General features: G+C 70.8%; 24 protein-coding genes. 9 read left to right on the top strand and 15 right to left on the bottom strand.

What is annotated here, in order from left to right; all coding sequences use genetic code 11:
* Nucleotides 1-194 precede the first annotated feature (194 nt).
* Genes ACFQZ6_RS11310 through ACFQZ6_RS11290 form a run of 5 tightly spaced genes read right to left on the bottom strand, consistent with a single transcriptional unit; the run spans nt 195 to nt 5,698 of the window.
* A complete protein-coding gene (locus ACFQZ6_RS11310) occupies nt 195-1,577 on the bottom strand; it encodes an NAD(P)/FAD-dependent oxidoreductase (RefSeq protein ID WP_381607247.1) in 1,383 nt (460 codons plus the stop codon).
* The gene (locus ACFQZ6_RS11305; RefSeq protein WP_381618231.1) at nt 1,567-2,751 is read right to left on the bottom strand and encodes an MAB_1171c family putative transporter; all 1,185 of its coding nucleotides are present in this window, start codon (nt 2,749-2,751) and stop codon (nt 1,567-1,569) included. The genes ACFQZ6_RS11310 and ACFQZ6_RS11305 overlap by 11 nt, the downstream gene beginning before the upstream one ends.
* Before the next feature lie 8 nt (nt 2,752-2,759).
* The gene (locus ACFQZ6_RS11300; RefSeq protein WP_381607245.1) at nt 2,760-3,929 is read right to left on the bottom strand and encodes an MAB_1171c family putative transporter; all 1,170 of its coding nucleotides are present in this window, start codon (nt 3,927-3,929) and stop codon (nt 2,760-2,762) included.
* Entirely contained in the window at nt 3,926-4,408 is a 483-nt protein-coding gene (locus ACFQZ6_RS11295) for a toxin (protein ID WP_381607242.1), read from the bottom strand. The genes ACFQZ6_RS11300 and ACFQZ6_RS11295 overlap by 4 nt, the downstream gene beginning before the upstream one ends.
* Before the next feature lie 51 nt (nt 4,409-4,459).
* Nucleotides 4,460-5,698, bottom strand: coding sequence for an MAB_1171c family putative transporter (locus tag ACFQZ6_RS11290; protein WP_381607240.1), 1,239 nt, complete (start codon nt 5,696-5,698; stop codon nt 4,460-4,462).
* A gap of 195 nt (nt 5,699-5,893) precedes the next feature.
* On the opposite strand from ACFQZ6_RS11290, the gene ACFQZ6_RS11285 reads away from it, so the two are divergent.
* The 6 genes from ACFQZ6_RS11285 (at nt 5,894) to ACFQZ6_RS11260 (ending at nt 12,123) form a co-directional block, all read left to right on the top strand.
* A complete protein-coding gene (locus ACFQZ6_RS11285; RefSeq protein WP_381607238.1) occupies nt 5,894-7,252 on the top strand; it encodes an extracellular solute-binding protein in 1,359 nt (452 codons plus the stop codon).
* Nucleotides 7,249-8,190: a carbohydrate ABC transporter permease gene (locus ACFQZ6_RS11280; protein WP_381607236.1), complete on the top strand. Its 942-nt coding sequence runs from the start codon at nt 7,249-7,251 to the stop codon at nt 8,188-8,190. The genes ACFQZ6_RS11285 and ACFQZ6_RS11280 overlap by 4 nt, the downstream gene beginning before the upstream one ends.
* The gene (locus ACFQZ6_RS11275) at nt 8,187-9,047 is read left to right on the top strand and encodes a carbohydrate ABC transporter permease (protein ID WP_381607234.1); all 861 of its coding nucleotides are present in this window, start codon (nt 8,187-8,189) and stop codon (nt 9,045-9,047) included. Before ACFQZ6_RS11280 ends, ACFQZ6_RS11275 begins: the two co-directional genes overlap by 4 nt.
* Nucleotides 9,048-9,061: 14 nt before the next feature.
* Nucleotides 9,062-10,018, top strand: coding sequence for an arabinan endo-1,5-alpha-L-arabinosidase (locus ACFQZ6_RS11270; RefSeq protein ID WP_381618229.1), 957 nt, complete (start codon nt 9,062-9,064; stop codon nt 10,016-10,018).
* Nucleotides 10,019-10,087: 69 nt separating this feature from the next.
* Nucleotides 10,088-11,602, top strand: coding sequence for an arabinosylfuranosidase ArfA (gene arfA / locus ACFQZ6_RS11265; RefSeq protein ID WP_381607232.1), 1,515 nt, complete (start codon nt 10,088-10,090; stop codon nt 11,600-11,602).
* Between the two features lie 53 nt (nt 11,603-11,655).
* Nucleotides 11,656-12,123, top strand: coding sequence for an RrF2 family transcriptional regulator (locus ACFQZ6_RS11260; protein ID WP_381607230.1), 468 nt, complete (start codon nt 11,656-11,658; stop codon nt 12,121-12,123).
* 52 nt (nt 12,124-12,175) lie between these two features.
* Here ACFQZ6_RS11260 and ACFQZ6_RS11255 read toward each other — a convergent pair whose 3' ends face one another.
* On the bottom strand, nt 12,176-12,649 hold the full coding sequence (locus ACFQZ6_RS11255; protein WP_381607229.1) for a carboxymuconolactone decarboxylase family protein: 474 nt from the start codon (nt 12,647-12,649) through the stop codon (nt 12,176-12,178).
* Nucleotides 12,650-12,856: 207 nt separating this feature from the next.
* Here ACFQZ6_RS11255 and ACFQZ6_RS11250 point away from each other — a divergent pair, with 207 nt between their 5' ends.
* A complete protein-coding gene (locus tag ACFQZ6_RS11250) occupies nt 12,857-13,849 on the top strand; it encodes an arabinan endo-1,5-alpha-L-arabinosidase (RefSeq protein WP_381607228.1) in 993 nt (330 codons plus the stop codon).
* Between the two features lie 25 nt (nt 13,850-13,874).
* Here the strand turns inward: ACFQZ6_RS11250 and ACFQZ6_RS11245 are convergent, their stop codons facing one another.
* The 8 genes from ACFQZ6_RS11245 to ACFQZ6_RS11210 form a co-directional block, all read right to left on the bottom strand.
* Nucleotides 13,875-15,434: a pyridoxal phosphate-dependent aminotransferase gene (locus tag ACFQZ6_RS11245; protein WP_381607226.1), complete on the bottom strand. Its 1,560-nt coding sequence runs from the start codon at nt 15,432-15,434 to the stop codon at nt 13,875-13,877.
* 122 nt (nt 15,435-15,556) lie between these two features.
* A complete protein-coding gene (locus tag ACFQZ6_RS11240; protein ID WP_381607223.1) occupies nt 15,557-16,708 on the bottom strand; it encodes an aldose epimerase family protein in 1,152 nt (383 codons plus the stop codon).
* A 52-nt stretch (nt 16,709-16,760) separates the two neighbouring features.
* Nucleotides 16,761-18,005: a multiple monosaccharide ABC transporter permease gene (mmsB, locus tag ACFQZ6_RS11235; RefSeq protein ID WP_381607221.1), complete on the bottom strand. Its 1,245-nt coding sequence runs from the start codon at nt 18,003-18,005 to the stop codon at nt 16,761-16,763.
* The gene (mmsA, locus tag ACFQZ6_RS11230; RefSeq protein WP_381607219.1) at nt 18,002-19,552 is read right to left on the bottom strand and encodes a multiple monosaccharide ABC transporter ATP-binding protein; all 1,551 of its coding nucleotides are present in this window, start codon (nt 19,550-19,552) and stop codon (nt 18,002-18,004) included. The genes mmsB and mmsA overlap by 4 nt, the downstream gene beginning before the upstream one ends.
* A gap of 59 nt (nt 19,553-19,611) precedes the next feature.
* Nucleotides 19,612-20,721, bottom strand: coding sequence for a multiple monosaccharide ABC transporter substrate-binding protein (gene chvE / locus ACFQZ6_RS11225; RefSeq protein ID WP_381607217.1), 1,110 nt, complete (start codon nt 20,719-20,721; stop codon nt 19,612-19,614).
* 131 nt (nt 20,722-20,852) lie between these two features.
* On the bottom strand, nt 20,853-21,821 hold the full coding sequence (locus ACFQZ6_RS11220) for a hypothetical protein (protein WP_381607215.1): 969 nt from the start codon (nt 21,819-21,821) through the stop codon (nt 20,853-20,855).
* A gap of 120 nt (nt 21,822-21,941) precedes the next feature.
* On the bottom strand, nt 21,942-22,949 hold the full coding sequence (locus tag ACFQZ6_RS11215; protein ID WP_381607213.1) for a zinc-dependent alcohol dehydrogenase: 1,008 nt from the start codon (nt 22,947-22,949) through the stop codon (nt 21,942-21,944).
* Nucleotides 22,946-24,112, bottom strand: coding sequence for a mandelate racemase/muconate lactonizing enzyme family protein (locus tag ACFQZ6_RS11210; protein WP_381607210.1), 1,167 nt, complete (start codon nt 24,110-24,112; stop codon nt 22,946-22,948). The genes ACFQZ6_RS11215 and ACFQZ6_RS11210 overlap by 4 nt, the downstream gene beginning before the upstream one ends.
* A 299-nt stretch (nt 24,113-24,411) precedes the next feature.
* Between ACFQZ6_RS11210 and ACFQZ6_RS11205 the strand changes: the two genes are divergently transcribed.
* The gene (locus ACFQZ6_RS11205) at nt 24,412-25,143 is read left to right on the top strand and encodes an SCO2400 family protein (protein ID WP_381607208.1); all 732 of its coding nucleotides are present in this window, start codon (nt 24,412-24,414) and stop codon (nt 25,141-25,143) included.
* 15 nt (nt 25,144-25,158) lie between these two features.
* Here ACFQZ6_RS11205 and ACFQZ6_RS11200 read toward each other — a convergent pair whose 3' ends face one another.
* On the bottom strand, nt 25,159-26,181 hold the full coding sequence (locus ACFQZ6_RS11200; protein ID WP_381607206.1) for an NADP-dependent oxidoreductase: 1,023 nt from the start codon (nt 26,179-26,181) through the stop codon (nt 25,159-25,161).
* 123 nt (nt 26,182-26,304) lie between these two features.
* Here ACFQZ6_RS11200 and ACFQZ6_RS11195 point away from each other — a divergent pair, with 123 nt between their 5' ends.
* Nucleotides 26,305-26,742, top strand: a complete 438-nt coding sequence (locus ACFQZ6_RS11195; protein ID WP_381607204.1) for a MarR family winged helix-turn-helix transcriptional regulator — start codon at nt 26,305-26,307, stop codon at nt 26,740-26,742.
* The last annotated feature ends 28 nt before the right edge of the window (nt 26,743-26,770 follow it).

Raw genomic sequence — 26,770 nt, 5'->3', positions numbered from 1 at the left:
CGTACGGCGACTGCAGCCCGTCCTAGCTGCGGGCAGTCGTGCCGCTGGGGCGATGGGGGTCCCCCCTGCTCGAGCGAAGCCGAGAGCTTGGGGGAGGGTGGGCGCAGCGGCACCCCGTCAGCGCCGGGCCGCGCGACCCACCCGCCGCGTCAGCACCCACGCCGGGTGACCCATGAACGCCGTATCCCAGCCGCTCACGTCCGGTCCAGTGCCGCCAGTACCTTTCGTTCGCCCGGTGTCAACGGTGCCTCCGTAGGTGGGCCTAGCAGGGGGCCCGTCAGTGCGGCCAGGAGGGCGTCCGGGTGGAGGACGCGGGTGGGGCCGCCGCGCATACTCATCGCGTCCCAGACCACCGACGCCGCCTTGTAGGAGCCCGTCGCCGCGTGCATCAGGCGGCGGGAGTAGGCCGTGATGAGGCGGTCGGCGGGGCGGGGGTGGCCGCCCAGGGTGGCGGGGTACAGGACGTCCTGGCTCACCGCCGCGGACCAGGCCGTCTCCACGGAGCGGGCGACGCCCCGCTGTACTCGTCGGGAGAGGCCGGGGGCGGCGGGACCGGAGTGCCGTACCTCGTGCGCGAGGGTCTGTGCGCCGAGGGCCGCGACGGACATGCCCTGGCCGTAGGCCGGGTTGAAGGTGGCCACCGCGTCGCCGAGGGCGACGAAGCCCTCCGGCCAGCGCGGGGCCTTCTCGAAGTAGCGGCGGACGTTGCTGGTGGAGCGGCTGACGTGCACCCCGGTGAGCGGCTCCGCGCCGGAGATCAGGCGGCCGACGATCGGGTCGGGGAGGTCGAGGGTGTACCGGAGGAAGCCGTCGGGGTCGGCGGGCGGTTCGGCGCCCCGGGTGCCCGCGAGGCTCACCATCCAGCGGTCGCCCTCGATGGGCAGGACCATGCCGCTGCGGCCGGGGCGGGAGAGGTGGGGGTTGGCGTGGACGACCGTCAGGGGGAAACGTTCCGCTCCGGGCGGGACACGGTAGACGCGGGTCGCGTTGACGAGTCCGGAGTCGACCGTTCGTTCGCGGATGTGGGATATGCCCACTTCGCTCAGCCAGGTCGTCGTGCGGGAGCCTCGGCCGCTGGCGTCCACCACCAGGTCCGCGGGGAGGTGGGTGGAGTCGTCCACCACCACTCCGGTGACGCGGTCCGCGGTGCCCAGCAGGGACGTCACCGTGCCCTGGTGGAACGTCGTCGCGGTATGGGTGGTGACGAGGTCCCGTACCGCCCAGTCCAGCAGCGCCCTGCTGCACGTCAGCAGGTGGGGGCCCGGGCGGCGCCAGCGGTGCAGCCAGCCCTCGGGGGTGAGGGCGACCACCCCGGAGCTGAGGGAGATCTCGTGCGCCCCGGCGGCGAGGAGGTGCTTGCGGACGTCCGCGTCGGGGAACAGGGACCCGATGGCGTCCAGACCACCGGCCAGGAGGAGGTGGGCGTGACGGCCCTGCGGGACGCCCCTGCGGTGCTCCGGGCCCTCCGGCATGGCGTCGCGGTCCAGCACGGTCACCTCGTCCACGGTCGTGGACAGGGCCGCCGCGGCCAGCAGGCCACCCATACCGGCACCGATGACGACAGCTCTACGCGACATGGGGCTCCTCGGGGTTCGGTGTGGCTCGCGCCGTGTCCTCGTGGGGGGTGGGGGCGTGGTGCAGGGCCTGGGACAGTTCCACCAGTCCGCTCGTTCCCGAGGCCCCGGAGGCCTCCGTGGCGTGCAGGCGGTGGGTGCTGGGGTGGTCCAGGGGCGCCTCGCGGGCCGCGGCCCGGCGGGCGGCGTCGGTGAGCATGGCCGCCTCGGCGGCGATCCGCGCCCGGTGCGGGGAGGCGCCCGCGCGCAGGGCGGCGGCGTGGGCGTGGGCGCGGACCCGGTCGTCGAAGTGGGGGGCGAGGGCGAGCAGCGCGTCGTGGATGCACACCTCCCGCCAGTGCAGCCGGGTCTGCGGGAGGTCCCACCAGGACGTGGGCGGTTTGGGGGACGTGGAGACGTGGTGGAGCAGGGACCAGAGGGGGGCCAGGCGGCGGTAGGCGGTCAGGCCCTGCCAGTGGGCCGTCAGGGAGGGGAGCAGGCGGGGGAGGACGAAGCCCGCCGAGCAGAGCAGCGCGGCCAGGGAGGCCATCGGCGGGGCCAGGTCGGTGGAGAGGGTGTCGAGGTCGTGGCCCGTCCAACGGGCGGCTATCGCCGTGTACTTGGTGAGCTGGAAGCCGGTGACGTCGACCAGCGCGCCGAGGACGATCAGCCGCAGGCCGATGCGGAGCAGCCCGGTGACCTCGCGCGCCCATCTGACGCAGACGGCGGCCATGACCAGGGTCGCCGCGCTGTGGCCGAGCAGGTAGAGCAGGATCATCTCCCGCATGTACGGCGTGGTGGCGTAGTAGGTGTCGAGGTCGCGCAGGCGCTCGGTGTCCGCGTCGGCGAGGGCGAAGAGCACGACGATCGCGACGACGAGCAGGGCGTACGCGGCGACGCTGCGCAGCACCAGGCGCCGTACCCGGGCGCGGGGGCCGCCGCGCCAGTGGGTCAGCAGGATGAGCAGGGCGCAGCTGTACGCGGTGATCAGGCCGTACGTCAGCGGCGCGCCGAAGTTGGGGACGCCGGTGAGGTCGTTGACGGCGGCCAGGGTCAGGGGGGCGGAGCAGAGGAAGACGAGCGCGGCGAGGGTGACCGCCACGGAGGTGGAGAGGGTGAGCGGGTTGCGGGGGCGGCGGAAGAGGACGACGCCGGAGAGGCCGAGGGCGGCGGCGGCCAGGTAGACGACGTAGCTCATGGTCTGGTTCATGCGCCACCCGTCGTGGACGTGCCGCTTGGGACCCGGGGGGCGGCGAGGGCGGCGACGGCGGGGTCGCGCAGGGCGTCGGCGATGAGGGCGAGGTCGGGGAGCTGGTCGGGCAGCCGGTCGGCCGGGGGCGCGGCCGGGGGGTGGTGGGCGTCGGCGCGGGCCGCCGCGGTGATGGTGGTGGCCCAGGCGGCGGCGCGGGCCCGGGCCGGGTCGCCGCCCGCGTCCAGGGCGGCCTGGAGGGTGCGGTCGTACAGGGAGCGGTCGAGGTAGGCGTCGAGGTGGCTCAGCGCGTTGTGGATGCTGGTCTGACGCCAGATGAGGAGCGTGACCGGGGAGGCCGGGCGGGGGCGGGGGAGCCGGAGGCAGTGGCGGGTGAGGAGGTCGTCCAGGGCGCGTTCCATGGGCGCGAGCCGGGTGTACGTGCGCCGGGCCTGGCGGCAGGCGGCGACGCGCGGCGCGGTGAGCGGCAGGAGTACGCCGGTGACGGTGGTCACGGCGCCGAGGCCCGCGGCGGCGGGGGCGACGGTGGTGCCGAGCGCCGACCAGTCGTGGCCGCTCCAGCGGGCGCCGACGGCGACGAGTTTGCTCACGCTGTACCCGCAGTTGAACACCGAGCCGATGCCGAGGACGGTCAGACCGGCGCGCAGCCAGCCGTCCACGCGGCGGGCCCAGCGCAGCGCGGAGAAGGTGGTGACGCTGGCCGCGGTGAGGTGGGCGACCAGGTAGAGGACGATCATCTCGGCGATGAACGGCGTGGTCGCGTAGTAGGTGTCCAGGTCGGTACGGCGTTCCACGGGCGCGTCGCCGAGCGTGAACGTGACGGCGATGCCGACGGTCACGCAGGCGTAGGCGAGGATCCAGCGGCGGGCGGTGCGGTGCACCGTGGGGCCGCCGCGCCAGTAGACGACCAGCACCTGGGAGGCGGCGCAGTACGCGGTGATCGCCGCGTAGGTCAGCGGCGCGGCCAGGTTGGGAACGCCGCCGAGGTCGTTGATGGCGCCGACGCTCGGCGGGGCGCCGAGGAAGAAGCAGAGCCCGGCCAGGCCCAGGACGACGCAGATGGTCCGCAGGTAGGGGTCGGCGCGGTGGCGGACCAGGTCGGGGGCCTTGAGCAGCACCGCGAGCCACAGGACCGTACAGCTCACGTAGTTGATCAGGCCGCTCATCTTCGGGTCCCGCGGTAGTTGAGGGCGGCGCCGATGCGTCCGGCGAGGTCCTGGGTGTCGTCGTCGTCCGTGCAGTCCGAGGAGGCGTCCAGCCAGGTGCGCAGCCGACGGCCCATCAACATGCCGAAGCGGTCTGCCTCCTGTTCCTCGGCGAGGCTGAAGTCGGTGCGGGCGGCGACCAGTTGGGGGTGGGCGGGGTCGGGGACGGCGGGGCGTCTGTTCATGTGCCACACCTCGTGGCAGAAGATGACGATCTGGTGCCACACGGCGGCCCGCTCGTCGACGATGACGTCGTCGTGCGTGTCCCGCCTCAGCCACAGCCCGCTCGCGGTGTGCGGCGGGAACGCCCGCCGGTGCACGGTCACCTCGCGGCCCCGCCAGGCGCTGACGGAGGCGACGAGCGCCTCGAACAGCACCTCGGGGTCGGCCGGTACCGGCACCCGTATGGGGTCGATGAGGGCGTCAGCGAGGCGACGCATCTCCTTCCTCGTACGCACCCTTCTCTCCCTGCTCGGCCGGTCTCCGTACGGTCACTTGTGCACTATGCCACTGTCCTCGGGGTGGGCGGCGCGGGTGCGTACCGCCCGGATGTCGTCGGGGCGCCCCAGCGCGCGGGAGACGGCGCCGATCTCCTTGAGCAGGTCGCCGTCCCAGGGGGCGCCGGGGTGGTCCGGGGCGCGCGGTCCGGTGTCGACGGCGTCGAGGATGGCGACGGCGGCGGCGAGGGCGCGGGCCCGCTCGGGCGGGAAGCCGAGGCCGAGGGCGGCGGCGTGGGAGCGGGCGCGCAGGTCGCGGTCGAGGTGCTGGGCGAGCGGCAGCAGCGCGTCGCGGATGAACGTCTCGCGGCGGGTCAGGCGCAGTTCGGGGCTGGCGCGCAGCACGAGCGGCACGCGGTCGCCGGTGGCGCGGCGCATCAGCGCGTACAGGGGCCGCAGTTGGTGGTGGGCGAGCCGGATGCGCCAGCGGCCGTGCAGGTACTGCCCGGCGTGCGGCAGGATGAAGCCGACGGCGATCAGTACGGCGGCCAGGCAGGCCACCGGCGGGGCCACGTCGACGTTGAGCCAGTCCAGGTCGTGGCCGGTCCAGCGGGCGGTGACGGCGGTCAGCTTCACGGCGTCGAAGACGAGGTTGAGGGCGTAGCCGAGGCCGAGGAACTTCAGGCCGCCGCGCAGCCAGGCGTCGAGGCCGTCGGCGCGGACCCAGTTCCAGATCAGCTTGGAGATGACCAGCGCGGCGGTGGTGTGCGCGAGCAGGTAGAGCAGGATCTCCTCGCGCATGAACGGGGTGTTGGCGTAGTAGGTGTCCAGGTCCCGCAGGCGTTCGTCGGGCACGTCGGCGAGGGCGAACAGCACCCACAGCGCGACGACGACGCCCGAGTAGGCGGAGAGCACCCAGCGCCGGGTGCGGCGGGTGGTGGCGGACCGCTCGGAGAGTCCGTTGCGCCAGGCGGTGATCAGCCACAGGCAGGCCCCGGAGTACGCGGTGAGCAGCGAGTACACCCAGGGCGCGGAGATGTTGGGGACGCCGGTGACGCGGTTGACCCAGGCGATCGTCGAGGGGGCGACGAAGACGAACACCGCGCAGGCGAGCAGCAGCAGACCGCCGACCGCGCGCAGCAGCGGGTCGTCCCAGAGCCGGATGATGGTGGGGAGCTTGAGCGCCAGGGCCACGGCCAGCACACCGGCGGGCACCCACCAGAACGAGGTGTAGAACCCGCTGAGGAACGCGGCGGGGCCCTGGGCCGTCGGCAGCGCGCCCGCGAACTCCATCGGCCCCCCTTCTGACCGTCGAGCGGCGGTCGTACGAGGGTACGTGGCCCGTCGCCGCGGGGGGACCCGGGCCGCTCAGGTTCCGCAAAGTTCTGTCCGATCCATTGACGGTTGATGGCGACGACCTTACGGTCCCGTTCGAAGTTACGAGCACGATTCGAAATCTCGAACATCTCGAACGATGAGGGCAGGGCAATGGGACGACCTGGCCTGAACCGCAGGCAACTACTCACGGCCGTGGGGGGCTTGATCGTCGCCGGGAGCTTCGGCTTCGCGGCGCTCGGCACCGGCGCCGACGCGCTCGCCACCGGCGCGGACACCCGGGTGCGCTACTGGAACCTCTTCAGCGGCGGCGACGGCTACAACATGATCGCCATGCTCGACTCCTTCCGCGCCGAGCACCCGGAGATCGCGGTCAAGGACTCCACGCTCCAGTGGGGCAGCCCCTTCTACACCAAGCTCGCCATGGCCGCCGCGGGCAACCGCGCCCCCGAGCTGAGCGTCATGCACCTCGGCCGGGTCACCGGCTTCTCACCCGGCCGCCTCCTCGACCCGTGGGACGTGGACCTGCTCGCCAAGTACGGCGTCCGGGAGGCCGACTTCAACCCCGAGCTGTGGAAGCGCGCCGTCGTCGACGGCAGGCTCTACGCCCTCCCGCTCGACATCCACGTACAGCTCTGCTTCTACCGCAAGGACGTGCTGAAGCGGGCGGGACTGCTCGGCGCCGACGGCCGCATGGTGCCCGTGACCTCCACCGACGAGTGGTTCGACGTGCTGAAGGAGGCCAAGGCGGCCACCAAGAAGGGCCTCCAGACCATCGGCCTGTGGCACAACGACCAGAACTTCCAGTGGTGGTTCTTCGTCGCCTTCTACACCCAGCTCGGCGGCACCTGGTTCAACGACGCCAGGACCGAGGTCACCTTCGACACCGACAAGGCCACCCAGGTCCTGGAGTTCCTGCACCGGCACATCGCCGACGGCTACGCCAACCCCAACTTCGGCGGCGGCGCGGGCGCCGAGCAGTTCGTCAACGGCTCCCCGTTCGCCTGGGAGGGCAACTGGTCGGTGCCGGTCTTCGACGCCGCGGAGATCGAGTACGGCGCCACCCCGCTGCCGCCCGTCTTCGGCCAGCGGGCCACCCACGCCGAGTCGCACGCCTTCGTCCTGCCCCACCAGTCCGGCCGCGGCGGCGCCACCAACGAGGCCGCCCACCAGCTCGCCGCCTACATCGTGCGGCACGCCCAGGCGTGGGCGGGCGGCGGCCACATCCCCGCCTACACGCCCACCCTCTCCGCCCCGGACTACCAGAAGCTCCAGCCGCAGAGCGAGTACGTCAGCGCCATGGAGCACCAGGCCACCGAGCCCAAGGTGTGGTTCGCGGGCTCCACCGGCATCCTCGCCCAGCGCGTCGGCCCGATCGTCGTCTCCGCCACCAGCGGCTCCGCCCGGCCGGAGGCCGTCGCCCGCCGTATGAAGGGCGCCCTCACCCAACTGCTGTCCATGCCCAACCCCATGGACGGCAAGACCGCCGCGCAGGGAGGTGCCGTCGCATGACGACGACCAGCGCAGGAACCGTCCTCGCACCGGCCCGCGCCAGGACCGCCGCGCCGAGCGCCACCGTCCGCCGCGGGCAGGGCTTCCAGCACGGCGGCTGGTTCATCGCGCCGTTCCTGCTGCTCTTCGCCCTCTTCGTGATCTGGCCGCTGCTGCGCGGCCTCTACCTCAGCTTCACCGACGCCAACATCTCCGGCGACGGCGCCAGCTTCATCGGCCTCGACAACTACCGCGAGGCCCTCAAGGACGACCTGATGTGGGAGTCGCTGGGCCACAGCGCCTACTTCACCCTGCTGGTCGTGCCCTGCATCACCGTCCTCGCCTTCCTGCTCGCGATGCTCGCCCACCACATCGAGCGCGGCAAGTGGCTCTGGCGGCTCTGCTTCTTCGCCCCGTTCCTGCTGCCGTCCACCGTCGCCGCCAACCTCTGGCAGTGGCTGTTCAACCCCGGCACCGGGATGGTCAACCACGTCTTCGGCCTCGACACCCCGTGGCTGACCGACAAGTCGTACGCCATGCTCGCCGTCGTCATCACCACCCTGTGGTGGACGGTCGGCTTCAGCTTCCTGCTCTACCTCGCCGCCCTCCAGGGCATCCCCGGCCACCTCTACGAGGCCGCCAAGCTGGACGGCGCGGGCGCCTGGCACCGCATGGTCCACATCACCCTGCCGATGCTGCGCAACATCACCGGCCTCGTCATCGCCCTCCAGATCCTCGCCTCGCTCCAGGTCTTCGACCAGGCCGTCGTCATGCAGGACTTCGGACCCGGACCCGAGGGCAGCACCCGCACCTTCGTGCAGTACACCCTCGAAGAGGGCTTCACCAGCTACCGCGTGGGCTACGCCTCCGCCATCTCCGTCATCTTCTTCGTGATCATCGCGGCCGTCGCCCTCGCGCGGACGTGGCTGCTGCGCAACCGTGAGGAGGGCGCCCGATGAGCACCGCCACCCCGACCTGCACCAGGCCCCGCGGCACCTGGACCCCGAGCCAGATCGTCCTCACCCTGCTGGGCGCCGCCGTCTCCGCGGTCTTCCTCGCCCCGCTCGCCTGGGCCCTGTTCACCTCCCTGAAGTCCGAGACCGAGGCCGTCGAGGTGCCCCCGCACTGGCTGCCGAAGGAGTGGACCGGCCAGGCGTGGACGGCGATCTTCGAGACCGGCAACATCACCAACTGGTTCGTCAACTCGCTCGTCGTCTCCGTCTGCGTCACGGCCATCGTGCTGACCGTCGCCGCCCTCGCCGGATACGGCTTCGCCCGCACCGAGTTCCGCGGCAAGAACGTCCTGCTCGGGATCGTCATGGCGGGCCTGATGGTCTCCCCGGCCGTGCTCGGCGTGCCGCTGTTCACCACCGTCCAGCAGATGGGCATGGTCGACACCTACTGGGGCATGATCCTGCCGCAGTGCGCGCCCGCCGCGATGGTCTACATCCTCTACAAGTTCTTCCAGGGCGTCCCGCGCGAACTGGAGGAGGCCGCCTTCATCGACGGCGCGGGCCGCTGGCGGGTCTTCTTCACCATCGTCGTCCCGCTCGCCCGCCCCTCCCTGGCGGCGGTCGGCATCTTCACCTTCATCGCCTCCTGGAACAACTTCCTCTGGCCGTACATGGTGACCAACAACCCCGACCTGATGACCATGCCCAACGGCATCGCGACCGTCATGAACTCCTACGGCATCCAGTGGGCCCAGCTCATGGCGGGCGGCCTGATGGCGGGCCTGCCCCTGATCATCGTCTTCGTCTTCTTCCAGCGGCAGATCGTGGCGGGCGTCGCCCACACGGGACTGGCGGGCCAGTGACCCCGCGCACCGCGATGGCGGCCCTCGCCGCGACGGCCCTGCTGGTCCTCGTGCCGACCTCGGCACAGGCGGCCGACGTCAGCTACCCCGACCCCCGCCCGATCACCGGCCAGGAGATCATCCACGACCCCACGGTCATGCGCCTGAGGACGGGCGGCTACGTCGCCTACTCCACCGGCGGCGTGATCGGCGCCCGGCTGTCGAAGGACGGCAGGCACTGGGACGACGCGGGCAACGCCTTCGCCGAGCCCCCGGCCTGGTGGTACGAGTACAACGACACCGGCGACCCCTGGGCCCCCGACCTCTCCTACCGCGACGGCCGCTACTGGCTCTACTACGCCGTCTCCTCCTGGGGCACCAACCACTCCGCGATCGGCGTCGCCACCTCCCGGACCGGCCTGCCCGGCACCTGGACCGACCACGGCACGGTCCTCACCTCCGAGACCACCGACCACTGGAACGCCATCGACCCCGCCGTCATCCGCGCCGACGGCAGGCTGTGGATGGCCTTCGGCTCCTACTGGACCGGCATCCGCATGGTGGAGCTGGACGCCCGCACCGGCAAGGCGGTCAAGGGCACCACGGTCCACCACCTGGCGACCCGCCCGGACGAGCCGTACGCCGTCGAGGGCCCCTACGTCGTCCGACACGGCCGCTACTACTACCTCTTCGCCTCCTACGACGCCTGTTGCGCGGGCACCAGCTCCACCTACAGGATCAAGGTCGGCCGCTCGACGTCGGTCACCGGCCCGTACGTGGACAGCACCGGCACCCCGCTCCTGGAGGGCGGCGGCGACCTGCTCCTCGCGGGCCACGGCGACTTCGTCGGCACGGGCGGCCAGTCGGTCTTCCAGGACAAGGGAGGGGACTGGCTGGCGTACCACTACTACGACGCCCAGGACGACGGCACCCCGAAGCTGGGGCTGAACAGGCTGAGCTGGACGACAGACGGTTGGCCTCTCGTCCTCTAGGGGCGCGACCAGCCACCCACCACCCGCACCCGCCCACCGAACAGAAACCACCCACCCCGAAAGGCGACCATGCACGGCACTGCCCGTTTCACCCTCGACCCCGCCTTCACCGTCGGCGAAGTCAACCCCCGTATCTTCGGCAGCTTCGTGGAGCACCTCGGCCGCTGCGTCTACACCGGCGTCTTCGAACCGGACCACCCCACCGCCGACGAGGCGGGCCTGCGCCAGGACGTCCTGGAACTCGTCCGCGAACTCGGCGTGACCGCCATCCGCTACCCCGGCGGCAACTTCGTGTCGGGCTACAAGTGGGAGGACTCCGTCGGCCCGGTCGAGGACCGCCCCCGCCGCCTCGACCTCGCCTGGCGCACCACGGAGACGAACCGCTTCGGCCTCTCCGAGTACATCGCGTTCCTGAGGAAGATCGGCCCGCAGGCGGAGCCCATGATGGCCGTCAACCTCGGCACGCGCGGCGTCGCCGAGGCCATCGAACTCCAGGAGTACGCCAACCACCCCTCCGGCACCCGCCTGTCGGAGCTGCGCCGCTCCCACGGCGACAAGGACCCCTTCGGCATCCGGCTGTGGTGCCTCGGCAACGAGATGGACGGCGAGTGGCAGACCGGCCACAAGACCGCCGAGGAATACGGCAGGATCGCCGCCGAGACGGCCCGCGCGATGCGCCAGATCGACCCCGGCCTGGAACTCGTCGCCTGCGGCAGCTCCGGCCAGTCGATGGACACGTTCGCGGAGTGGGAGGCGACCGTCCTGAAGGAGACGTACGACCTCGTCGACTACATCTCCCTGCACGCCTACTACGAGCCGGTCGACGGCGACGTGGACTCCTTCCTCGCGTCGGCCGTGGACATGGAGTCGTTCATCGAGAACGTCGTCGCGACCTGCGACCACGTCGGCGCCCGGCTGAAGTCGAAGAAGAAGATCAACCTCTCCTTCGACGAGTGGAACGTCTGGTACATGCGGCGCCACCAGGAGGAGGCCCGCACCAACCCGCTGGACTGGCCCGAGGCCCCCCGCCTGCTGGAGGACAGCTACAGCGTCACCGACGCCGTCGTCTTCGGCTCGCTCCTCATCGCGCTGCTGCGGCACGCCGACCGCGTCACCGTGGCCTGCCTCGCGCAGCTCGTGAACGTCATCGCGCCGATCATGACGGAGCCGGGCGGCCCGGCGTGGCGGCAGACGACGTTCTTCCCGTTCTCGCAGGCGTCCCGGTACGGCCGGGGCGAGGTGCTCGACGTCCGGGTGGACTCCCCGACGTACCAGACGGCCAAGTACGGCGAGACGGACCTGCTGCACGCCACCGCCGTACGCGCCGAGGACGGCTCGGTCACCGTCTTCGCGGTCAACCGCAGCCGCACCGAGCCGCTGCCGCTCACCGTCGCCCTGAACGGCCTGGACCTGACCGGGGTCGTCGAGCACAGCGCGCTGGCGGACGCCGACCCGGACGCCCGCAACACCCTGGAGGACCCCGAGCGGGTGACCCCGCACGCGGTGGACGGCACCACCCTGACGGACGGGACCCTGACCGCCGTACTGGAGCCGCTGTCCTGGAACGTGATCCGAATGAGCTGATACCGCGCCCGTCCGGTGCGCCGTCGCCCCCCGGCGCACCGGACAATGGCGGCATGAGGATCTCGGCACGGGCGGACTACGCGGTGCGGGCGGTACTGGAACTCGCCGCACGGCAGGGACAGGGCGGCGACCCGGTGAAGGCGGAGGCCATCGCCGCCGCGCAGGACATCCCGCACAAGTTCCTGGAGGGCATCCTCGGCGATCTGCGCCGCGGCCAGATCGTCGAGAGCAGGCGCGGCGGCAGCGGCGGCTACCGGCTGGCCCGCGACCCGTCGACGATCACCGTCGCGGACGTCATCCGCACGGTGGACGGCCCCATCGTGTCCGTCCGCGGCGAACGCCCGAACAGCCTCAGCTACACCGGCACCGCCGAACCCCTGCTGCCCCTGTGGATCGCGCTGCGCGCCAACGTACGCGCGATCCTGGAGGGCGTGACGATCGCCGACATCGCCACGAACACCCTCCCGGAGCCCGTACTGCGCCTGGCATCGGAACCGGCGTCCTGGGAGAACCCGACGTGAGACGCGCCGCGCCGCCCGGAACCGGGCACTCGCGACCGCCGCGGGGTCCGGCTCAGCCGAACATGCCGACCTCGTAGCTTCCAGCGGGCTGGCGGACCAGTACGTTGACGCGGTTGTACGTGTTGATGGCCGCGATCAGCGCCGCCAGGGCGGCGAGTTGGTTCTCGTCGTAGTGCTTGGCGGCGTTGGCCCACACCTCGTCGCTGACCCCACCGGCGCCGTCCGCGATCCGGGTGCCCTCCTCGGTCAGCTCCAGGGCGGCGCGTTCGGCGTCCGTGAAGACGGTGGCCTCCCGCCAGGCGGCGATGAGGTTCAGCCGCACCGAGGTCTCCCCGGCGTGCGCGGCGTCTTTGGTGTGCATGTCGGTGCAGAATCCGCAGCCGTTGATCTGGCTGGCCCGGATCTTCACCAACTCCTGTGTCGTGGCGGGGAGGTCCGAGTCGGTCACGGCCTTCCCCGCGGCGTTGATGCTCCTCAGGAACTTGCCGAGGACGGGGTTGCTGAACAGGTCGAGACGGGCTTCCACGGTGATCTCCTCTTGCTCGTTTCTCGTGGATGGCTACGCAGCTATGACCCGCCGCCCCCGCCGGGTGTGACAGCCCTCCGTGTGACCTGTGCCTCAGGCCGGAGGGACGGGGTGTGCGCGAGGGATTGACGCGCATGGTGTTCGATTCTAGGTTCCGTCCGACAGAACGACCGTTGTTCGAAATTCCGAACGAACAGGAGCGTTCAAGTGAGCCGCATCCCCACAACGCGCACCCCCCGCATCCCCCGCGCACTCCTCGCCCTCCCCGCCGCCGTCGCCCTCGCCCTGGTCCCCACCAGCGCGTCGGCGTACCCGAACCCCGGCTACGTCACCGGCTCGGTCGTCACCCACGACCCGTCGATGATCCGCACGTCCTCCGGGCAGTACCTGCTCTACGCCACCGGCGGCGGCATCAGCAACAAGACGTCCAGCGACCGCACCGCCTTCACGGCGGGCCGGGACGCGTTCACCACCCGCCCGAGCTGGTGGTCGCGCTACTCCTCCGTGCCGGAGGCGTGGGCGCCGGACATCTCGTACCACGGCGGCAAGTACCTGATGTACTACTCGGTCTCGTCGTTCGGCTCCAACACGTCCGCCATCGGACTGGCGGGCTCCACGACGGGCCAGCCGGGCAGTTGGAGCGACTACGGCATCGTCTACACGTCGTCCTCGTCCAGCGACTACAACGCCATCGACCCCAACCTCTTCGTCGACGGCGACGGCAAGTGGTGGCTGTCGTTCGGCAGTTGGTGGACCGGCATCAAGATGATCCAGATCGACCCGTCCACCGGGAAGCAGCTCGCCTCCCACACGACCCGCTACTCCCTGGCCTCCCGCCCCACCGGCACCAAGGCGGTGGAGGCCCCCTTCATCGTCAAGCGCGGGAGCTACTACTACCTCTTCGCCTCGTACGACACCTGCTGCGCGGGCACCAGCTCCACGTACAAGGTCAAGGTGGGCCGCGCCACGAGCGTCACCGGCCCGTACTACGACCGCAACGGCGTGTCGATGATGAACAACGGCGGCACCCCGGTCCTGGAGTCGCACGGCAACACCATCGGCCCCGGCGGCCAGTCGATCATGTCCGACGTGGACGGCGACCTGATCGTCTACCACTACTACGACGGCGCCGCGAACGGCACGCCCAAGCTCGGCATCAACCTCCTGAACTGGAGCAGCGGATGGCCCGTCGCCTACTGACCCGGGGCGGGCCGGGGCAGGCGGCTCAGCCCGCCTGCCCCATCCCCGCCGCGTTCGGCCAGGTGCCCGGCCCCGGCCAGCCCGTCGCCGGGGCCGCCGTCAGGTCGGCTGGGGACGTGGCGCCGCGGACCTGGGCGGCGGTGAGGCCGCCGTGGGCCGGGACGCCGGGTGGGGTGGGGCCGGGCATCGCCGCCGCCGGAGCCGGTACCGGTGTGGGGGCCGGTACCGGCTGCTGGGCGGCGGCGGGACGCGGCGCCGCAGGGTGGGGGGTGGGCTGGGGGACCCCCTGCGGTACCGCTTGCGGGTAGGGCTGGGGAGGGGGGAAGGGCGTTCCCACCGGGTGGGGCAGCGGCTGTGCCATGCGTGCCCCCGCTCCGTTCGTCGCGCCGATCAACCGGTCCACCGCCGCCGTGCCCGAGCTGTAGCCGGTTCCGGTGCTCAGTTCGGGTACGGCGGCGGCTCCCCTCCTGGTCCCGTAGAGGACCTGCTCCAGGCCGGACACCAGGCGACGCACGTCCACCTGGGGGCGCACCACGAGACGCAGGAAGCGGCTGGACGAACCGATCTTGTTGCCGCACTCGCGGACCAGGACGCGGTGCTCGGTGAGCATCCGGTCCCGGACCACCGTGCCCTCCGCGCCCACCGGGAGGCGGACGAAGAGGAAGTTGCCCTGGGAGGGGTAGACCGTCAGGCCGGGCAGGGCGGCCAGTTGGCTGGCCATGTCGAGGCGGTCGCGGCGGACCTGGTGGAGGGACTGGGCGTACTCCGCGCCGTGGTCCTTCAGCATGAAGACGACGTGTTCGGCGAAGGAGTTCAGGTTCCACCTCGGGAGCGCGGTGCGGATTCTCCCGGCCAGCGCCGGGTTCGCCACCAGGTAGCCGAAGCGGATGCCGTGCAGGCCGAAGTTCTTGCCCAGGCTGCGCAGCACGACCACGTTCGGGCGCAGCATCGCCTCCTGGACGACGGACGGTTCCGCCTCCGCGTCGGCGAACTCCAGGAACGACTCGTCGACCACGACCAGGTCCAGGTCGGCCATCGCGTCCATGAACTGGACGACGGCGTGCTTGTGGAGGTAGCCGCCGTCCGGGTTGTTGGGGTTGCAGAGGACCGCGACGCGCGTTCCCCGGGCGCGGATGAACTCCGCGTACTGGGCGAGGTCGAGGGCGAAGCCGCTGGACTCCTGGAGCGGGAACATGTCGACCCGCTTGCCGGTCTCCATGGGCTGGTCGGTCCAGCGGCCGAAGGTGGGGACGGGGATGGCGAGGGACTCGCGGACCATGAGGTGGTCGAGCCACGTGATCAGCTCCGTGGAGCCGTTGCCCATCGCCACGCACTGCGGCGGGAGCTGGAGCAGGCCGCACAGTTCGGCCGTGATGGTGTCGGCGCCGCTCGGGTAGTACGTGATGATGTCCCGCAACCTGGCCGCCATGTCGTCGAACATGGCGGGGGTGGGGAAGTACGGGTTGCAGGGGATGCAGAAGTCCACCGGACCGGCGCCGTCCCCGCCGCTCTCCCGGGTCAGCGCCGCCATCGAAGGGCTGTGCGCCGCCGTGGAGCGGAACAACGAGGTGACGTTGTCAGCCAAGGGGACCTCCGGTTCGGGGTGGCCCGTGCGGGGGAGCACGGGCCACCCCTACGTACGGAGGCGGGAGGGGCGCCGTTCAACTGACGTGAAGGAAATGTGTGCCCCTCACCACGCCGGACGGATCACGCGTCGAACGAGTGCACCGTCGTCGTCCGGTACGTCTGGCCCGGTCGCAGCACCGTCGACGGGAAGCCCGGCTGGTTCGGGGAGTCCGGGAAGTGCTGGGTCTCCAGGCACAGCCCGTCGCCCTGCCGGTAGACCGTGCCGCCGGTGCCGACCAGGCTGCCGTCGAGGAAGTTGCCCGAGTAGAACTGCAGGCCGGGCTCGGTGGTGGCGATGTGCATCGTGCGGCCCGAGGACGGGTCGCGCAGGGTCGCGGCGTGGGCCGGGCGGGAGGTGATGCCCTTGTCCAGGACCCAGTTGTGGTCCAGGCCCTTGCCGTAGAGGAGCTGCTGGTGGGCCACGCGGATGTCGCGGCCGACCGGCTTGGCACGGCGGAAGTCGAAGGGGGTGCCCGCGACCCTCGCCAGCTCGCCGGTGGGGATCAGACCGGAGTCGACGGGGGTGTAGCGGGAGGCGTCGATCGACAGCTCGTGGTCGTAGATCGTGCCGCTCGACTCGCCCGCCAGGTTGTAGTAGACGTGGCTGGTGAGGTTGACGACGGTGGTCTTGTCCGTCGTCGCCTCGTAGTCGATGCGCCAGTCGCCGTGCCGGGTCAGGGTGTACGTCACCTTGGTGCGCAGCGTGCCCGGGTAGCCCATCTCGCCGTCGGCGCTGGTGTAGCGCAGGACGAGGCCGACGTCCGTGCCGGTGCTGAACGGCTCGACGTCCCAGACCCGCTTGTCGAAGCCCTGCTCGCCGCCGTGCAGGCTGTTCTCGCCGTCGTTGACGGACAGTTGGTACGTGGTGCCGTCGAGGGTGAAGCGGCCCTGGCCGATGCGGTTGCCGTAGCGGCCGATGAGGGCGCCGAAGTAGGGGCTGGAGGCGACGTACTCCTCGATGGTGTCGAAGCCGAGGGAGACGTTCGCGTACCGGCCGCGCCGGTCCGGGATCTCCAGGGACTGCACGATGCCGCCGTAGGAGAGGACCTTCATGCGGGTGCCGCCGTTCGCCAGCGACCAGCGGTACACCTTCGTGCCGTCGGCGAGCGTGCCGAACAGCGACTTCGACGGCGCGCCCCCGCCCTTCGCGTGTGCCGTACCCCCTGTCGCCGCCGCCGCGGTGACTCCGGCGGCTGCCGCTCCTGCGATGACCGTGCGTCTGCTCAGTTCCATGTGCGGCTCTCCAAAAAGGTGGGGCCCCGCCGTCCGGCGGGGCCCGAGCGACTTACGAACCGACCTTGCGCTTGTTCCAGACGTCGAAGCCGACCGCGGCCAGCAGGGCGAGGCCCTTGATGACCTGCTGCCAGTCGGTGCCGACGCCGAGGAGGTTCATGCCGTTGTTCAGCACGCCGAGGACGAGACCGCCGATGATCGCGCCGAGGACGGTACCGACACCGCCGCTCATGGACGCGCCGCCGATGAACGCGGAGGCGATGGCCTCGAGTTCGTAGTTCAGGCCCGCCTTCGGAGACGCCGCGTTCAGGCGGGCGGCGACGACCAGTCCCGCCAGGGCCGCGAGCATACCCATGTTCAGGAAGACGTAGAAGGTGACCTTCTTGTCCTTGACCCCGGACAGCTTGGCCGCCGGGAGGTTGCCGCCGATGGCGTAGATGTGGCGGCCGAAGATGGAGTTGCGCATCACGTAGCTGTAGCCGACCACCAGCACGCCGAGGACCAGCAGGACGATCGGGGTGCCCTTGTAGCTGGCGAGCAGCAGGGTGACGGTGAGGATCGCCGCCGTGATGGCGACCAGCTTCAGCAGGAACAGGTTCCGCGGCAGGACCTCCAGGGAGAACTCCTGCTGGCGCTTGCGGTCACGGACCTCCTGGAAGACCACCGCGGCGATCAGGACGAAGCCCAGGAGGAGGGTGAGGTTGTGGTAGTTGGTGTTCGGGCCGACCTCCGGCAGGAAGCCGTTGCCGACCTTCTGCTCGCCCTTGGGGAACGGGCCGAGGGTCTGGCCCTCCAGGAAGATCTCGGTGAGGCCGCGGAAGACCAACATGCCCGCGAGGGTGACGATGAACGAGGGTATGCCGCCGTAGGCGATGAAGAACCCTTGTGTGGCTCCCGCGACCGCGCCGATGGCCAGGCACAGCACCACGGCGAGCGGCCATGGCATGTCGTTCTTGACCATGAGCACGGCGGCCACGGCGCCGACGAACGCCGTCAGCGAGCCGACCGACAGGTCGATGTGGCCCGCGATGATGACGAGCATCATGCCGATCGCGAGGATCAGGATGTAGCTGTTCTGGAGGACCAGGTTGGAGACGTTGCGCGGCAGCAGCAGGTCGCCGTCGGTCCACACCGCGAACAGCGCCACGATCAGGCCGAGGGCGATCAACATGCCGTACTGCCGCATGTTGCGGCGCATCCCGTCCAGGACCAGGCCCAGCAGTCCGCCGTCGGTGGCGCCGCCGTTCCTGCCCGGCGGCGCGGGGGCCGGGGTCTTGGCGGTCACATCGGTGCTCATCGCGTTACCTCTTTGTCCTTCGTCATCTGACGCATCAGCGTTTCCTGCGAGGCTTCCGCCCGCGTGAACTCACCGGTGAGCCGCCCGGCGGCCATGGTGTAGATGCGGTCGCACATGCCGAGCAGTTCCGGCAGCTCGGAGGAGATGAAGACGACCGCCTTGCCCTGGGCCGCCAGTTGGTCGATGACCGTGTAGATCTCGTACTTGGCGCCGACGTCGATGCCGCGCGTCGGCTCGTCCAGGATCAGCACGTCCGGACCCGCGAAGATCCACTTGCTGAGGACGACCTTCTGCTGGTTGCCGCCGGACAGCTTGCCCACCGGCTCGAAGACGGTCGGCGCCTTGATGTTCATGGACTTGCGGAAGCCCTCGGCGACCTGCCGCTCCCCGTGCTCGTCGACCACGCCCCGCTTGGCGACCTTGCCCAGCGCGCTGAGCGAGATGTTGCGGTTGATGGTGTCGATGAGGTTGAGGCCGAAGTGCTTGCGGTCCTCGGTGACGTAGGCGATGCCGTGCTTGACCGCCTCCGCGACGGTCTTGGTGCGGATCTCCTCGCCGTCCTTGAGCACCGTGCCGCCGCTGTAGCGGCCGTAGGTGCGGCCGAAGACGCTCATCGCCAGTTCGGTGCGCCCGGCGCCCATCAGGCCCGCGATGCCGACGATCTCCCCGCGCCGGACGTGCAGCGACACGTCGTCGACGACCTTGCGGTGCTGGTCGATGGGGTGGTACACGGTCCAGTCGCGGATCTCCAGGGCCGGGGCGGCGCTGTCCTCCGGGTCGATCGGGGTGCGCTCGGGGAAGCGGTTCTCCAGGTCGCGGCCGACCATGCCGCTGATGATGCGGTCCTCGGTGGTCTCCGCGGCCTTCACGTCGAGCGTCTCGATGGTCTGCCCGTCGCGCAGGATCGTCACCGAGTCGGCGACCTTGCGGATCTCGTTGAGCTTGTGGCTGATGATGATCGACGTGATGCCCTGGTTCTTCAGCTCCAGGATCAGGTCGAGCAGCTTGCCGCTGTCCTCGTCGTTGAGGGCCGCGGTCGGCTCGTCGAGGATGAGCAGCTTCACCTTCTTGGAGAGCGCCTTGGCGATCTCCACGAGTTGCTGCTTGCCCACGCCGATGTCCGCGACCCGGGTCTCCGGGTGGTCGTCGAGCCCGACGCGGCGCAGCAGTTCGGTGGCGTGCCGAAGGGTCTGGTTCCAGTTGATGAACCCGCGCGAGGCGTGTTCGTTGCCGAGGAAGATGTTCTCCGCGATGGAGAGGTAGGGCACCAGTGCCAGTTCCTGGTGGATGATGACGATGCCGTGCTGCTCGCTCGCCCGGATGTCCTTGAACCGGCAGGTCTCTCCCTCGAAGAGGATCTCCCCTTCGTAGCTGCCGTGCGGGTGGACGCCGGAGAGGACCTTCATCAGGGTCGACTTGCCGGCGCCGTTCTCGCCGCAGATGGCGTGGACCTCGCCCTGCCGGACGGTCAGTGTGACGTCCGACAGCGCCTTGACGCCGGGAAAGGTCTTGACGATCGAGCGCATTTCCAGGACGGGTCCCGCCATGGTCGTGCCTTCCAATCAGTAGGGGGTGGCGGTTACGCGTAACCGGTCACTCGGACCGGTTACTTGAGGTCGCCCTCCTTGATGTAGCCGGAGTCGACCACGACCTCCTGGTAGTTCTCCTTGTTCACCGCGACCGGCTCCAGCAGGTAGGCCGGGACGACCTTCGAGCCGTTGTCGTAGGTCTTGGTGTCGTTGACCTCGGGCTTCTTGTCGTTGAGCAGCGCGTCGACCATGTTGGAGGCGACCTTGGCCAGCTCGCGGGTGTCCTTGTAGACGGTCATGGCCTGCTCGTCGGCGATGATCGACTTCACCGAGGCGACCTCGGCGTCCTGCCCGGTGACGACCGGCAGCGGCTTGCTCTTGGTGCCGTAGCCGTCGGACTTCAGCGCCGACAGGATGCCGATGGAGATGCCGTCGTACGGCGAGAGGACCGCGTCGACCGGGTCGCTCTTGTAGGACTTGGTGAGGATGTCGTCCATGCGGCGCTGCGCGGTGGCGCCGTCCCAGCGCAGGGTGGTGACCTGGGTCAGCTCGGTCTGGCCGGACTTGACGACGAGCTGCTTCTTGTCGATGTAGGGCTGCAGGACGTTCATCGCGCCCTGGAAGAAGTAGCGGGTGTTGTTGTCGTCGTTGGAGCCCGCGAACAGCTCGATGTTGAACGGGCCCTTCTCGCCGTCCTCCAGGCCGAGCTGCTGGACGATGTAGCTGCCCTGGAGCTCGCCGACCTTCTCGTTGTCGAAGGAGGCGTAGTAGTCGACGTTCTCGGTGCCGAGGATGAGGCGGTCGTAGGAGATGACCGGGATGTCGGCGTCGGCGGCCTGCTGGAGGACGTTGTTGAGCGACTTGTTGTCGATGGCCGCGACGATCAGGGCGTCCACACCCTGTGTGATCATGTTCTCGATCTGGGAGACCTGCTGGTCGGGCTCGTCCTCGCCGTAGACCAGCTTGGTCTTGTAGCCCTTGGACTCCAGGTTCTTGACGACGTTGGCACCGTCGGCGATCCAGCGCTCGGAGGACTTGGTCGGCATCGCGATGCCGACGGTGGCCCCCTCCGAGCTGCCCTTCTTCTCCTCGCTGCCGCCCTCGCTGTCCTGGCCGCAGGCGGACAGGGTCAGGGCGAGGGAGGCGGCGGTGGCTATGGCGGCGAGTGAGACTCGGCGGTTGCGCATGGTCATCATCCTTGATGTGTGTGCGGCTGGGGGCGGTGCCTCGGCCGTGCGCTGAGAGCTGGTCCGGCCGAAGAAGTGTGTTGGATTGTGCGCAGCTGTGTCGCGTTTTGTGGAGGGAAGTTTCCGGATAGTTATGCCGGGTTTTCGAACCTGCGCAGTTGACCCGGCAGTCGCGACCCCAGCGGCGCCATGTCCCCGTCCGCGCCGTGCCGGGCGAGCAGGTCGAGGGCGAGCCGTCCGCGCCGCACCCGCTCCCGGGCCGTGTCCAGGGTCAGGTCCCGCATGTGGGTGCCGTACGGGTAGATCCCGGGGGCCTTGGAGAGACCGAACTTCAGGTAGAGCGGGGCCCCGCGCCGGATCAGCTCGGCGACCTCGTACATCCGGACATAGCCGCCCAGATCGTCCGGCGCCTCGATGTACATGTCCATCGGGGCCGCGGACACCCGGCGTATCTCCGTGAGGTGGTCCAGCGTCAGGTCGCTGGGCACGTTGACCGAGTCGGCGCCGAGCAGCTCGTACACCTGGTACGCGGCCGGGTTGACCGGCCCGATCAGCGCCGACACCTTCAGCGTGGTGTCGGCCGGGAGAATCCCGGCGGCGCGCGCCCGGTGCAGCGTCCACAGCACGCCCTCGTCGGCCACCAGCAGGCACTTCACGCCCAGTTCGGTGGCGCGTACGGCGTCCTCGACGCACCCGGCGACCGCGTCGTGCCCCCGGGCCCGCGCGCCCGCCCCGCCCGAGTCGGTGCGGGTGGAGCCGCCGATGTCCCAGGTGCCGCGCGGCCCGGTGAACAGGCACAGCTCGATGTCCCGGGCGGCGGTCGCCTCGACCATCTCGGTGATCTCGGCGTCGGTGAGCATCCACACGCCGCTGCCCTGGCTGATCCGGTGGATCGGCACGTCAAGGCGCGAGGACTCCTTCAGGACCACCGCGAGCGCCTCGGGACCCTCGCACGAGGGGATCTCGGTGCGCCAGCGGCCGCCGCCGGGGAAGGAGTGCGGCGAGGCGTCGGCGGGGTCGAGGTCCGGGGCGCCCAGACCGAGCGTGGTGAGGGCCTGCTCACCTGGCCTGCGGGCCGCCGGGGCGGAAGCGTCGGTCACAAGTTGTCCTTCGTGTTCGAAATAGCGGACGAAGTTCGCGGCACCAGGTGCGCGAAGGCTCGTAAGGGCCTGGTGTACGCCGGTGCGGGGGTCGTCAGGTGCCCCCGCACCGGCGTACGGCTAGGGGCGCAGGAGCACCTTCCCGACCTTCGGGTCGCCGGAGCCCACCAGGTCGATGGCCGTGGAGAACTCCGTGAGCGCCAGCTCGTGCGTGACCAGCGGCTCCGTGTCGAGCAGTCCCGCGCCGAAGACCCGCACGGCGTGCGACCAGGCGTCCGGCGCCGCCCCGAAGACGGTGTGCACCTCCAACTGCCGTACGACGAGGTCGGTCGGGTCGAGCCCGGCCGCGCCCGGCGCCGGGATGCCGGTCAGCACCAGCCGCCCGCCGCGCCGCAGCAGGGCGGCGCCGACCTTGGCGGCGTCGGCGGACCCGGCGGTCTCGATCACCACGTCCAGGTCGTCCGGCAGCTCCCGGTCCTTGGTGCGGAAGTCCGTCGCCCCGAACCGCCGCGCCAGCGGCTCCCGGTCCGGACGGGTGCCGACGACCAGCAGCTCGGCCGGGGAGACGGCGCGCAGGAACTGCACGGCCAGCATCCCGAGCGTCCCGGTGCCGACCACGCCCACCCGCTGCCCCGGCACGGCGGCGGCCTTCAGCGCCGCCGCCGCGATGCACGCCGCGGGCTCCAGCAGCGCCGCCGCCGTCAGGTCGGCGTCGTCGGGGAGCACGTGCAGCAGCCGCGCGGGGAGCGTGAGCGTGGTCGCCATCGCGCCCGGCTGGGTGAACCCGGTCTCCTCGTAGCCCTCGGCGCACAGCGTCGTCTCACCGGCGTGGCAGCGGTCGCACACCTGGCAGTTGCGGAAGCCCTCCGCGACGACCTTGCGCCCGACCAGGCTCGCGGGCACTCCGCCGCCCACGACCTCCACCGTCCCGGACCACTCGTGGCCGGGGGTGAGCGGGTACCGCACGTACCCCTCGGGCCGGTTGCCCTGGTAGACCTCGCGGTCGCTGCCGCAGATCCCCACGGCGTGCACCCGCACCAGCGCCTCCCAGGGGTCCGGCTGCCGTGGTGTGTGCTCGACGACCCGGTGGCTGCCGGGCGCCTCGACGACGACGGCGGCGCCCCTCACGCGCCGGTGCCCTTCGGCTTGCGCTGCTCCCAGCCCTCGGCCCACAGGTCGAAGCGGGCCTGCTGCTGCGGGAACTCGGCGGCGGCGTCGGTGTCCAGCTCGACGCCGAGGCCGGGCGCGTGGGAGAGGTGGAAGCAGCCGTCCTCGGGGTCCACCTGCGGCGCGCCCTTGACGACCTTCTTGATCTCCGCGTCCGCGAAGTCGTTGAAGTGCTCAAGGATCTTGAAGTTGGGGGAGGTGAACCCGACCTGGAGGGAGGCCGCGGTGAGCACCGGGCCGCCCACGTTGTGCGGGGCGACCAGCATGTAGTGGGTCTCCGCGGTGGCGGCGAGCTTCCGGGTCTCCCAGATGCCGCCGATGTGGCCGACGTCCGGCTGGATGATGTCGACGGCCTGGCTCTCGAACAGCTCCCGGAACTCGATCCGGTCGTGGATGCGCTCACCGGTGGCCACCGGCATGTCCACCTTCGCGGCGACCTTCTCCAGCGCCTTGAGGTTCTCCGGCGGCACCGGCTCCTCCAGCCACGCGGGCTTGAACGGCGCCAGCTCGTGGGCGAGGCGCACGGCGGTCGCGGGGGAGAACCGGCCGTGCATCTCCAGCATCAGCTCGGCCTCGGGCCCGATGGCGTCGCGCACCGCCTCGATCAGGGAGACGGCGTACAGGGTCTGCTGGTGGTCCAGCTCGAAGTGCCCGGTGCCGAAGGGGTCGATCTTCAGCGCCCGGTACCCGCGCTCCATGACGCCCTGCGCGGCCTTGTGGTACGCCTCCGGGGTGCGCTCGGTGGTGTACCAGCCGTTGGCGTACGCCTTGACCTTGTCGGTCACCTTGCCGCCGAGCAACTGCCACACCGGCACGCCCAGCGCCTTGCCCTTGATGTCCCAGCAGGCCATCTCGATGACGGCGATGCCGGACATCACGATCTCCCCGGCGCGCCCGTAGTCGCCGTACTTCATCCGCCGGACGAGGTCTTCCACGGCGAACGGGTCGGAGCCGAGAATGTGGTTGGTCTCGGCCTCCTTGAGGTAACCGAGGAGGGCGTCGGTGTGCCCGAGCATCCGGGTCTCGCCGACTCCGGTGACGCCCTCGTCGGTGTGCACCTGGACGTACGTCAGGTTGCGCCAGGGCGTCCCGACGACGTGTGTGCTGATTCCGGTGATGCGCACGGTTTACTGCCCCTCGTAAACGTCGGCTGTGGCTTGCTCTGTTCGAAATGTCGTCACACGTTCGAAATGCTGGCGTGACAGTAAGGACGGGCGGCCGGACGTGTCAATGGGTCGAACGCGTAACGGTTTCGACACTTTCGAAACTGGTATCGAAACTCGCTTTCGACGGGAAGGCGCCGGTTGCCCGGCCTGTCCCCGGGGTGCGCCCCAACTCCCGCCTCGGAACGAAAAGTTCCGCACAGAACCTTCACTGAAGCGGCTAGGAACACCACCAGTCCGGAACTTAATCTTCCCGCGTCATGGATTACTGCCACCCGTGCCGACGGCACCTGAACGGCGCCCTCGCCTGCCCGGGGTGCGGCACGCCCACCGGCTTCCTGCCGCCCGAGACGGAGGAGTACGAGGCGGAAGCCGACGCCTACGACACCGAACCCGGCGACGAGGGGCCGGACGAGGCGGCACCTGCCGGGGGCCGTCAGAGCCGACGCGACCGCAAAGCCGCCGCCCACCGCCGCCGGCGCCGCCGCGCCCTGCTGGTCGGCACCGGCTTCGTGCTGGCCGCCGCGGGCCTGAGCCTCGCCGAGCTGGGCCTGGACGCCCCCGGCTCCGATCCCCGCCCCGCCGCGGCCGGTGCCCCCTCGACGGACGGCGGCGCGGCGGCCGAGGCGGGGGCCGACCCGGCGGACCCCACGACCGGCGCGGCCCGCGCCGACGCCCCGTCGTCCTCCGGCTCGGGCTCCCCGGACACGTCGGCGTCCCCGTCCACGTCGGCGAAGGACGGGGACGGGGACGAGGACGACGAGAAGGACAAGGGCGAGGACGAGGGTGAAGGCACGGACGAGGAGGGCGACGCGTCCCCCACCCGGGACGCCCAGACCGCCACGGCCGGACCGCCCCCCAGCGCCTCCGCCCCCAGCGGCACGCGCCCCGCGCCGGACCCCACGCCCACCACCGACCCCCCGGCCGACGACCCGGAACCGGCACCGGAACCCACCAAGACGTGCGACCGGTTCCTGTGGTGGTGCACGTGAACCACCCCGGCTTGCTCAGAGCTTGACGATCATCTTCCCGGTGTTGTCGCCGCGCAGCACCCCGAGGAACGCCTCCAGGTTGTTCTCGATGCCCTCGACGACCGTCTCCCGGTACTTCAGCGCCCCGGAGGCCACCCAGGGGCCCACCTCGGAGACGAACTGCGGCTGGAGGTCGTAGTGGTCGCCGACGAGGAAGCCCTCGATGCGGCCCCGGGTCTGGATCAGCCGGGCCAGGTTGCGCGGGCCGGGCGCGGGCTCGGTGTCGTTGTAGACGGAGATCATCCCGCAGACCGCGATCCGGCCGCCCCGGTTGAGGGAGCCGATGGCGGCCTCCAGGTGGTCCCCTCCGACGTTGTCGAAGTAGACGTCGATCCCGTCCGGCGCGGCGGCGCGGAGCTGCTTGCTGACGGGGCCGTCCTTGTAGTTGAAGGCCGCGTCGAAGCCGTACTCCTCGACCAGCAGCTTCACCTTCTCGGCGGAGCCCGCGGAGCCGATGACCCGGGAGGCGCCCTTCAACTTGGCGAGCTGCCCCACCTGGCTGCCGACCGCGCCCGCCGCGCCGGAGACGAAGACCGTGTCGCCCTCCTTGAAGGAGGCGGTGCGCAGCAGCCCGGCGTACGCGGTCAGGCCGGTCATGCCGAGCACGCCGAGGTACGTCGACAGGGGCGCGGCCTGCGGGTCGACCTTGACGGCGTGCTTCGCCTCGACGGTGGCGTACTCGCGCCAGCCGCCGAAGTGCAGGACGTGGTCGCCGGGCGCGATCCCGTCGGCCTGGGAGGCGACGACCTCGCCCACCGCGCCGCCCTGCATGGCCTTGCCCAGCTCGTAGGGGGCGACGTAGGACTTGGCGGCGCTCATCCGGCCGCGCATGTACGGGTCGACGGAGAGGTACGCGTTGCGCACCAGGACCTCGCCGGGCCCCGGCTGCCGGATCTCCGCCTCGGCCAGCTCGAAGTCCTCGGGCTTCGGCCAGCCGACGGGGCGGCTCAGCAGCCGCCACTCGCGGCTGACGGCGGGGAGTGTGGGGGTGTCGGACATGGAACGCCTCTCCGGTCGTCACGTGCGCGGTTGCTTCCGTACACGCGGCAATTGTTTCAGTGTCTGAAACAAAGATGCTCCTGAACATTTCAGGCTGTCAAGTAAGCGGGTACCCTGGAGGGCATGGCCACACCCCCCGCCCGACGCCGCCCCGACGCGCTCACCCTGGAGGTCGTCGACCTCATCGGCTCGGTCGTGGCCCGCTACCACGACGAGTACGAGGAGGCCGCCGCCGCGCACGCGCTCACCGGCGCCCAGGCGAAACTCCTCAGCCTGCTCAGCCTCGAACCGCTGCCCATGCGCAAGCTCGCCAACAAGCTCAGGTGCGAGCCGTCCAACGTCACCGGCATAGTCGACCGCCTGGAGTCCCGCGGCCTGGCCGAGCGCCGCCCCGACCCCGCCGACCGCCGCGTCAAGCTCGCCGCGGCCACCCCCGAGGGCCGCAGGGTCGCCCGCGAGCTGCGCGAGTCCCTGAGCTTCGCCCGCGAACCCCTCGCCGCCCTGTCGGAGGAACAACGCCTCGCCCTACGGGACCTGCTCCAGCGCATGGTCGACGCCTAGACCGCCTGCCAGGCCCCTTCAGGTCGCT

Origin of the sequence: Streptomyces flavalbus, assembly GCF_042674625.1 — a bacterium.
GTDB lineage: Bacteria > Actinomycetota > Actinomycetes > Streptomycetales > Streptomycetaceae > Streptomyces > Streptomyces flavalbus.
The sequence above is the reverse complement of the archived record's forward strand: the minus strand, read 5'-3'. Positions and strand labels throughout refer to the sequence as shown.

What these genes read in the sequence shown, in the direction of transcription:
- ACFQZ6_RS11290 (WP_381607240.1), bottom strand. Translation starts at nt 5,698, where the DNA reads ATGGAGTTCGCGGGCGCGCTGCCGACGGCCCAGGGCCCCGCCGCGTTC.
- ACFQZ6_RS11200 (WP_381607206.1), bottom strand. Translation starts at nt 26,181, where the DNA reads ATGTCCGACACCCCCACACTCCCCGCCGTCAGCCGCGAGTGGCGGCTG.
- arfA (WP_381607232.1), top strand. Translation starts at nt 10,088, where the DNA reads ATGCACGGCACTGCCCGTTTCACCCTCGACCCCGCCTTCACCGTCGGC.
- ACFQZ6_RS11195 (WP_381607204.1), top strand. Translation starts at nt 26,305, where the DNA reads ATGGCCACACCCCCCGCCCGACGCCGCCCCGACGCGCTCACCCTGGAG.
- ACFQZ6_RS11300 (WP_381607245.1), bottom strand. Translation starts at nt 3,929, where the DNA reads ATGAGCGGCCTGATCAACTACGTGAGCTGTACGGTCCTGTGGCTCGCG.
- ACFQZ6_RS11285 (WP_381607238.1), top strand. Translation starts at nt 5,894, where the DNA reads ATGGGACGACCTGGCCTGAACCGCAGGCAACTACTCACGGCCGTGGGG.
- ACFQZ6_RS11275 (WP_381607234.1), top strand. Translation starts at nt 8,187, where the DNA reads ATGAGCACCGCCACCCCGACCTGCACCAGGCCCCGCGGCACCTGGACC.
- ACFQZ6_RS11260 (WP_381607230.1), top strand. Translation starts at nt 11,656, where the DNA reads ATGAGGATCTCGGCACGGGCGGACTACGCGGTGCGGGCGGTACTGGAA.
- ACFQZ6_RS11205 (WP_381607208.1), top strand. Translation starts at nt 24,412, where the DNA reads ATGGATTACTGCCACCCGTGCCGACGGCACCTGAACGGCGCCCTCGCC.
- ACFQZ6_RS11310 (WP_381607247.1), bottom strand. Translation starts at nt 1,577, where the DNA reads ATGTCGCGTAGAGCTGTCGTCATCGGTGCCGGTATGGGTGGCCTGCTG.
- ACFQZ6_RS11270 (WP_381618229.1), top strand. Translation starts at nt 9,062, where the DNA reads ATGGCGGCCCTCGCCGCGACGGCCCTGCTGGTCCTCGTGCCGACCTCG.
- ACFQZ6_RS11280 (WP_381607236.1), top strand. Translation starts at nt 7,249, where the DNA reads ATGACGACGACCAGCGCAGGAACCGTCCTCGCACCGGCCCGCGCCAGG.
- ACFQZ6_RS11295 (WP_381607242.1), bottom strand. Translation starts at nt 4,408, where the DNA reads ATGCGTCGCCTCGCTGACGCCCTCATCGACCCCATACGGGTGCCGGTA.
- ACFQZ6_RS11305 (WP_381618231.1), bottom strand. Translation starts at nt 2,751, where the DNA reads ATGAGCTACGTCGTCTACCTGGCCGCCGCCGCCCTCGGCCTCTCCGGC.
- mmsB (WP_381607221.1), bottom strand. Translation starts at nt 18,005, where the DNA reads ATGAGCACCGATGTGACCGCCAAGACCCCGGCCCCCGCGCCGCCGGGC.
- ACFQZ6_RS11240 (WP_381607223.1), bottom strand. Translation starts at nt 16,708, where the DNA reads ATGGAACTGAGCAGACGCACGGTCATCGCAGGAGCGGCAGCCGCCGGA.
- chvE (WP_381607217.1), bottom strand. Translation starts at nt 20,721, where the DNA reads ATGCGCAACCGCCGAGTCTCACTCGCCGCCATAGCCACCGCCGCCTCC.
- mmsA (WP_381607219.1), bottom strand. Translation starts at nt 19,552, where the DNA reads ATGGCGGGACCCGTCCTGGAAATGCGCTCGATCGTCAAGACCTTTCCC.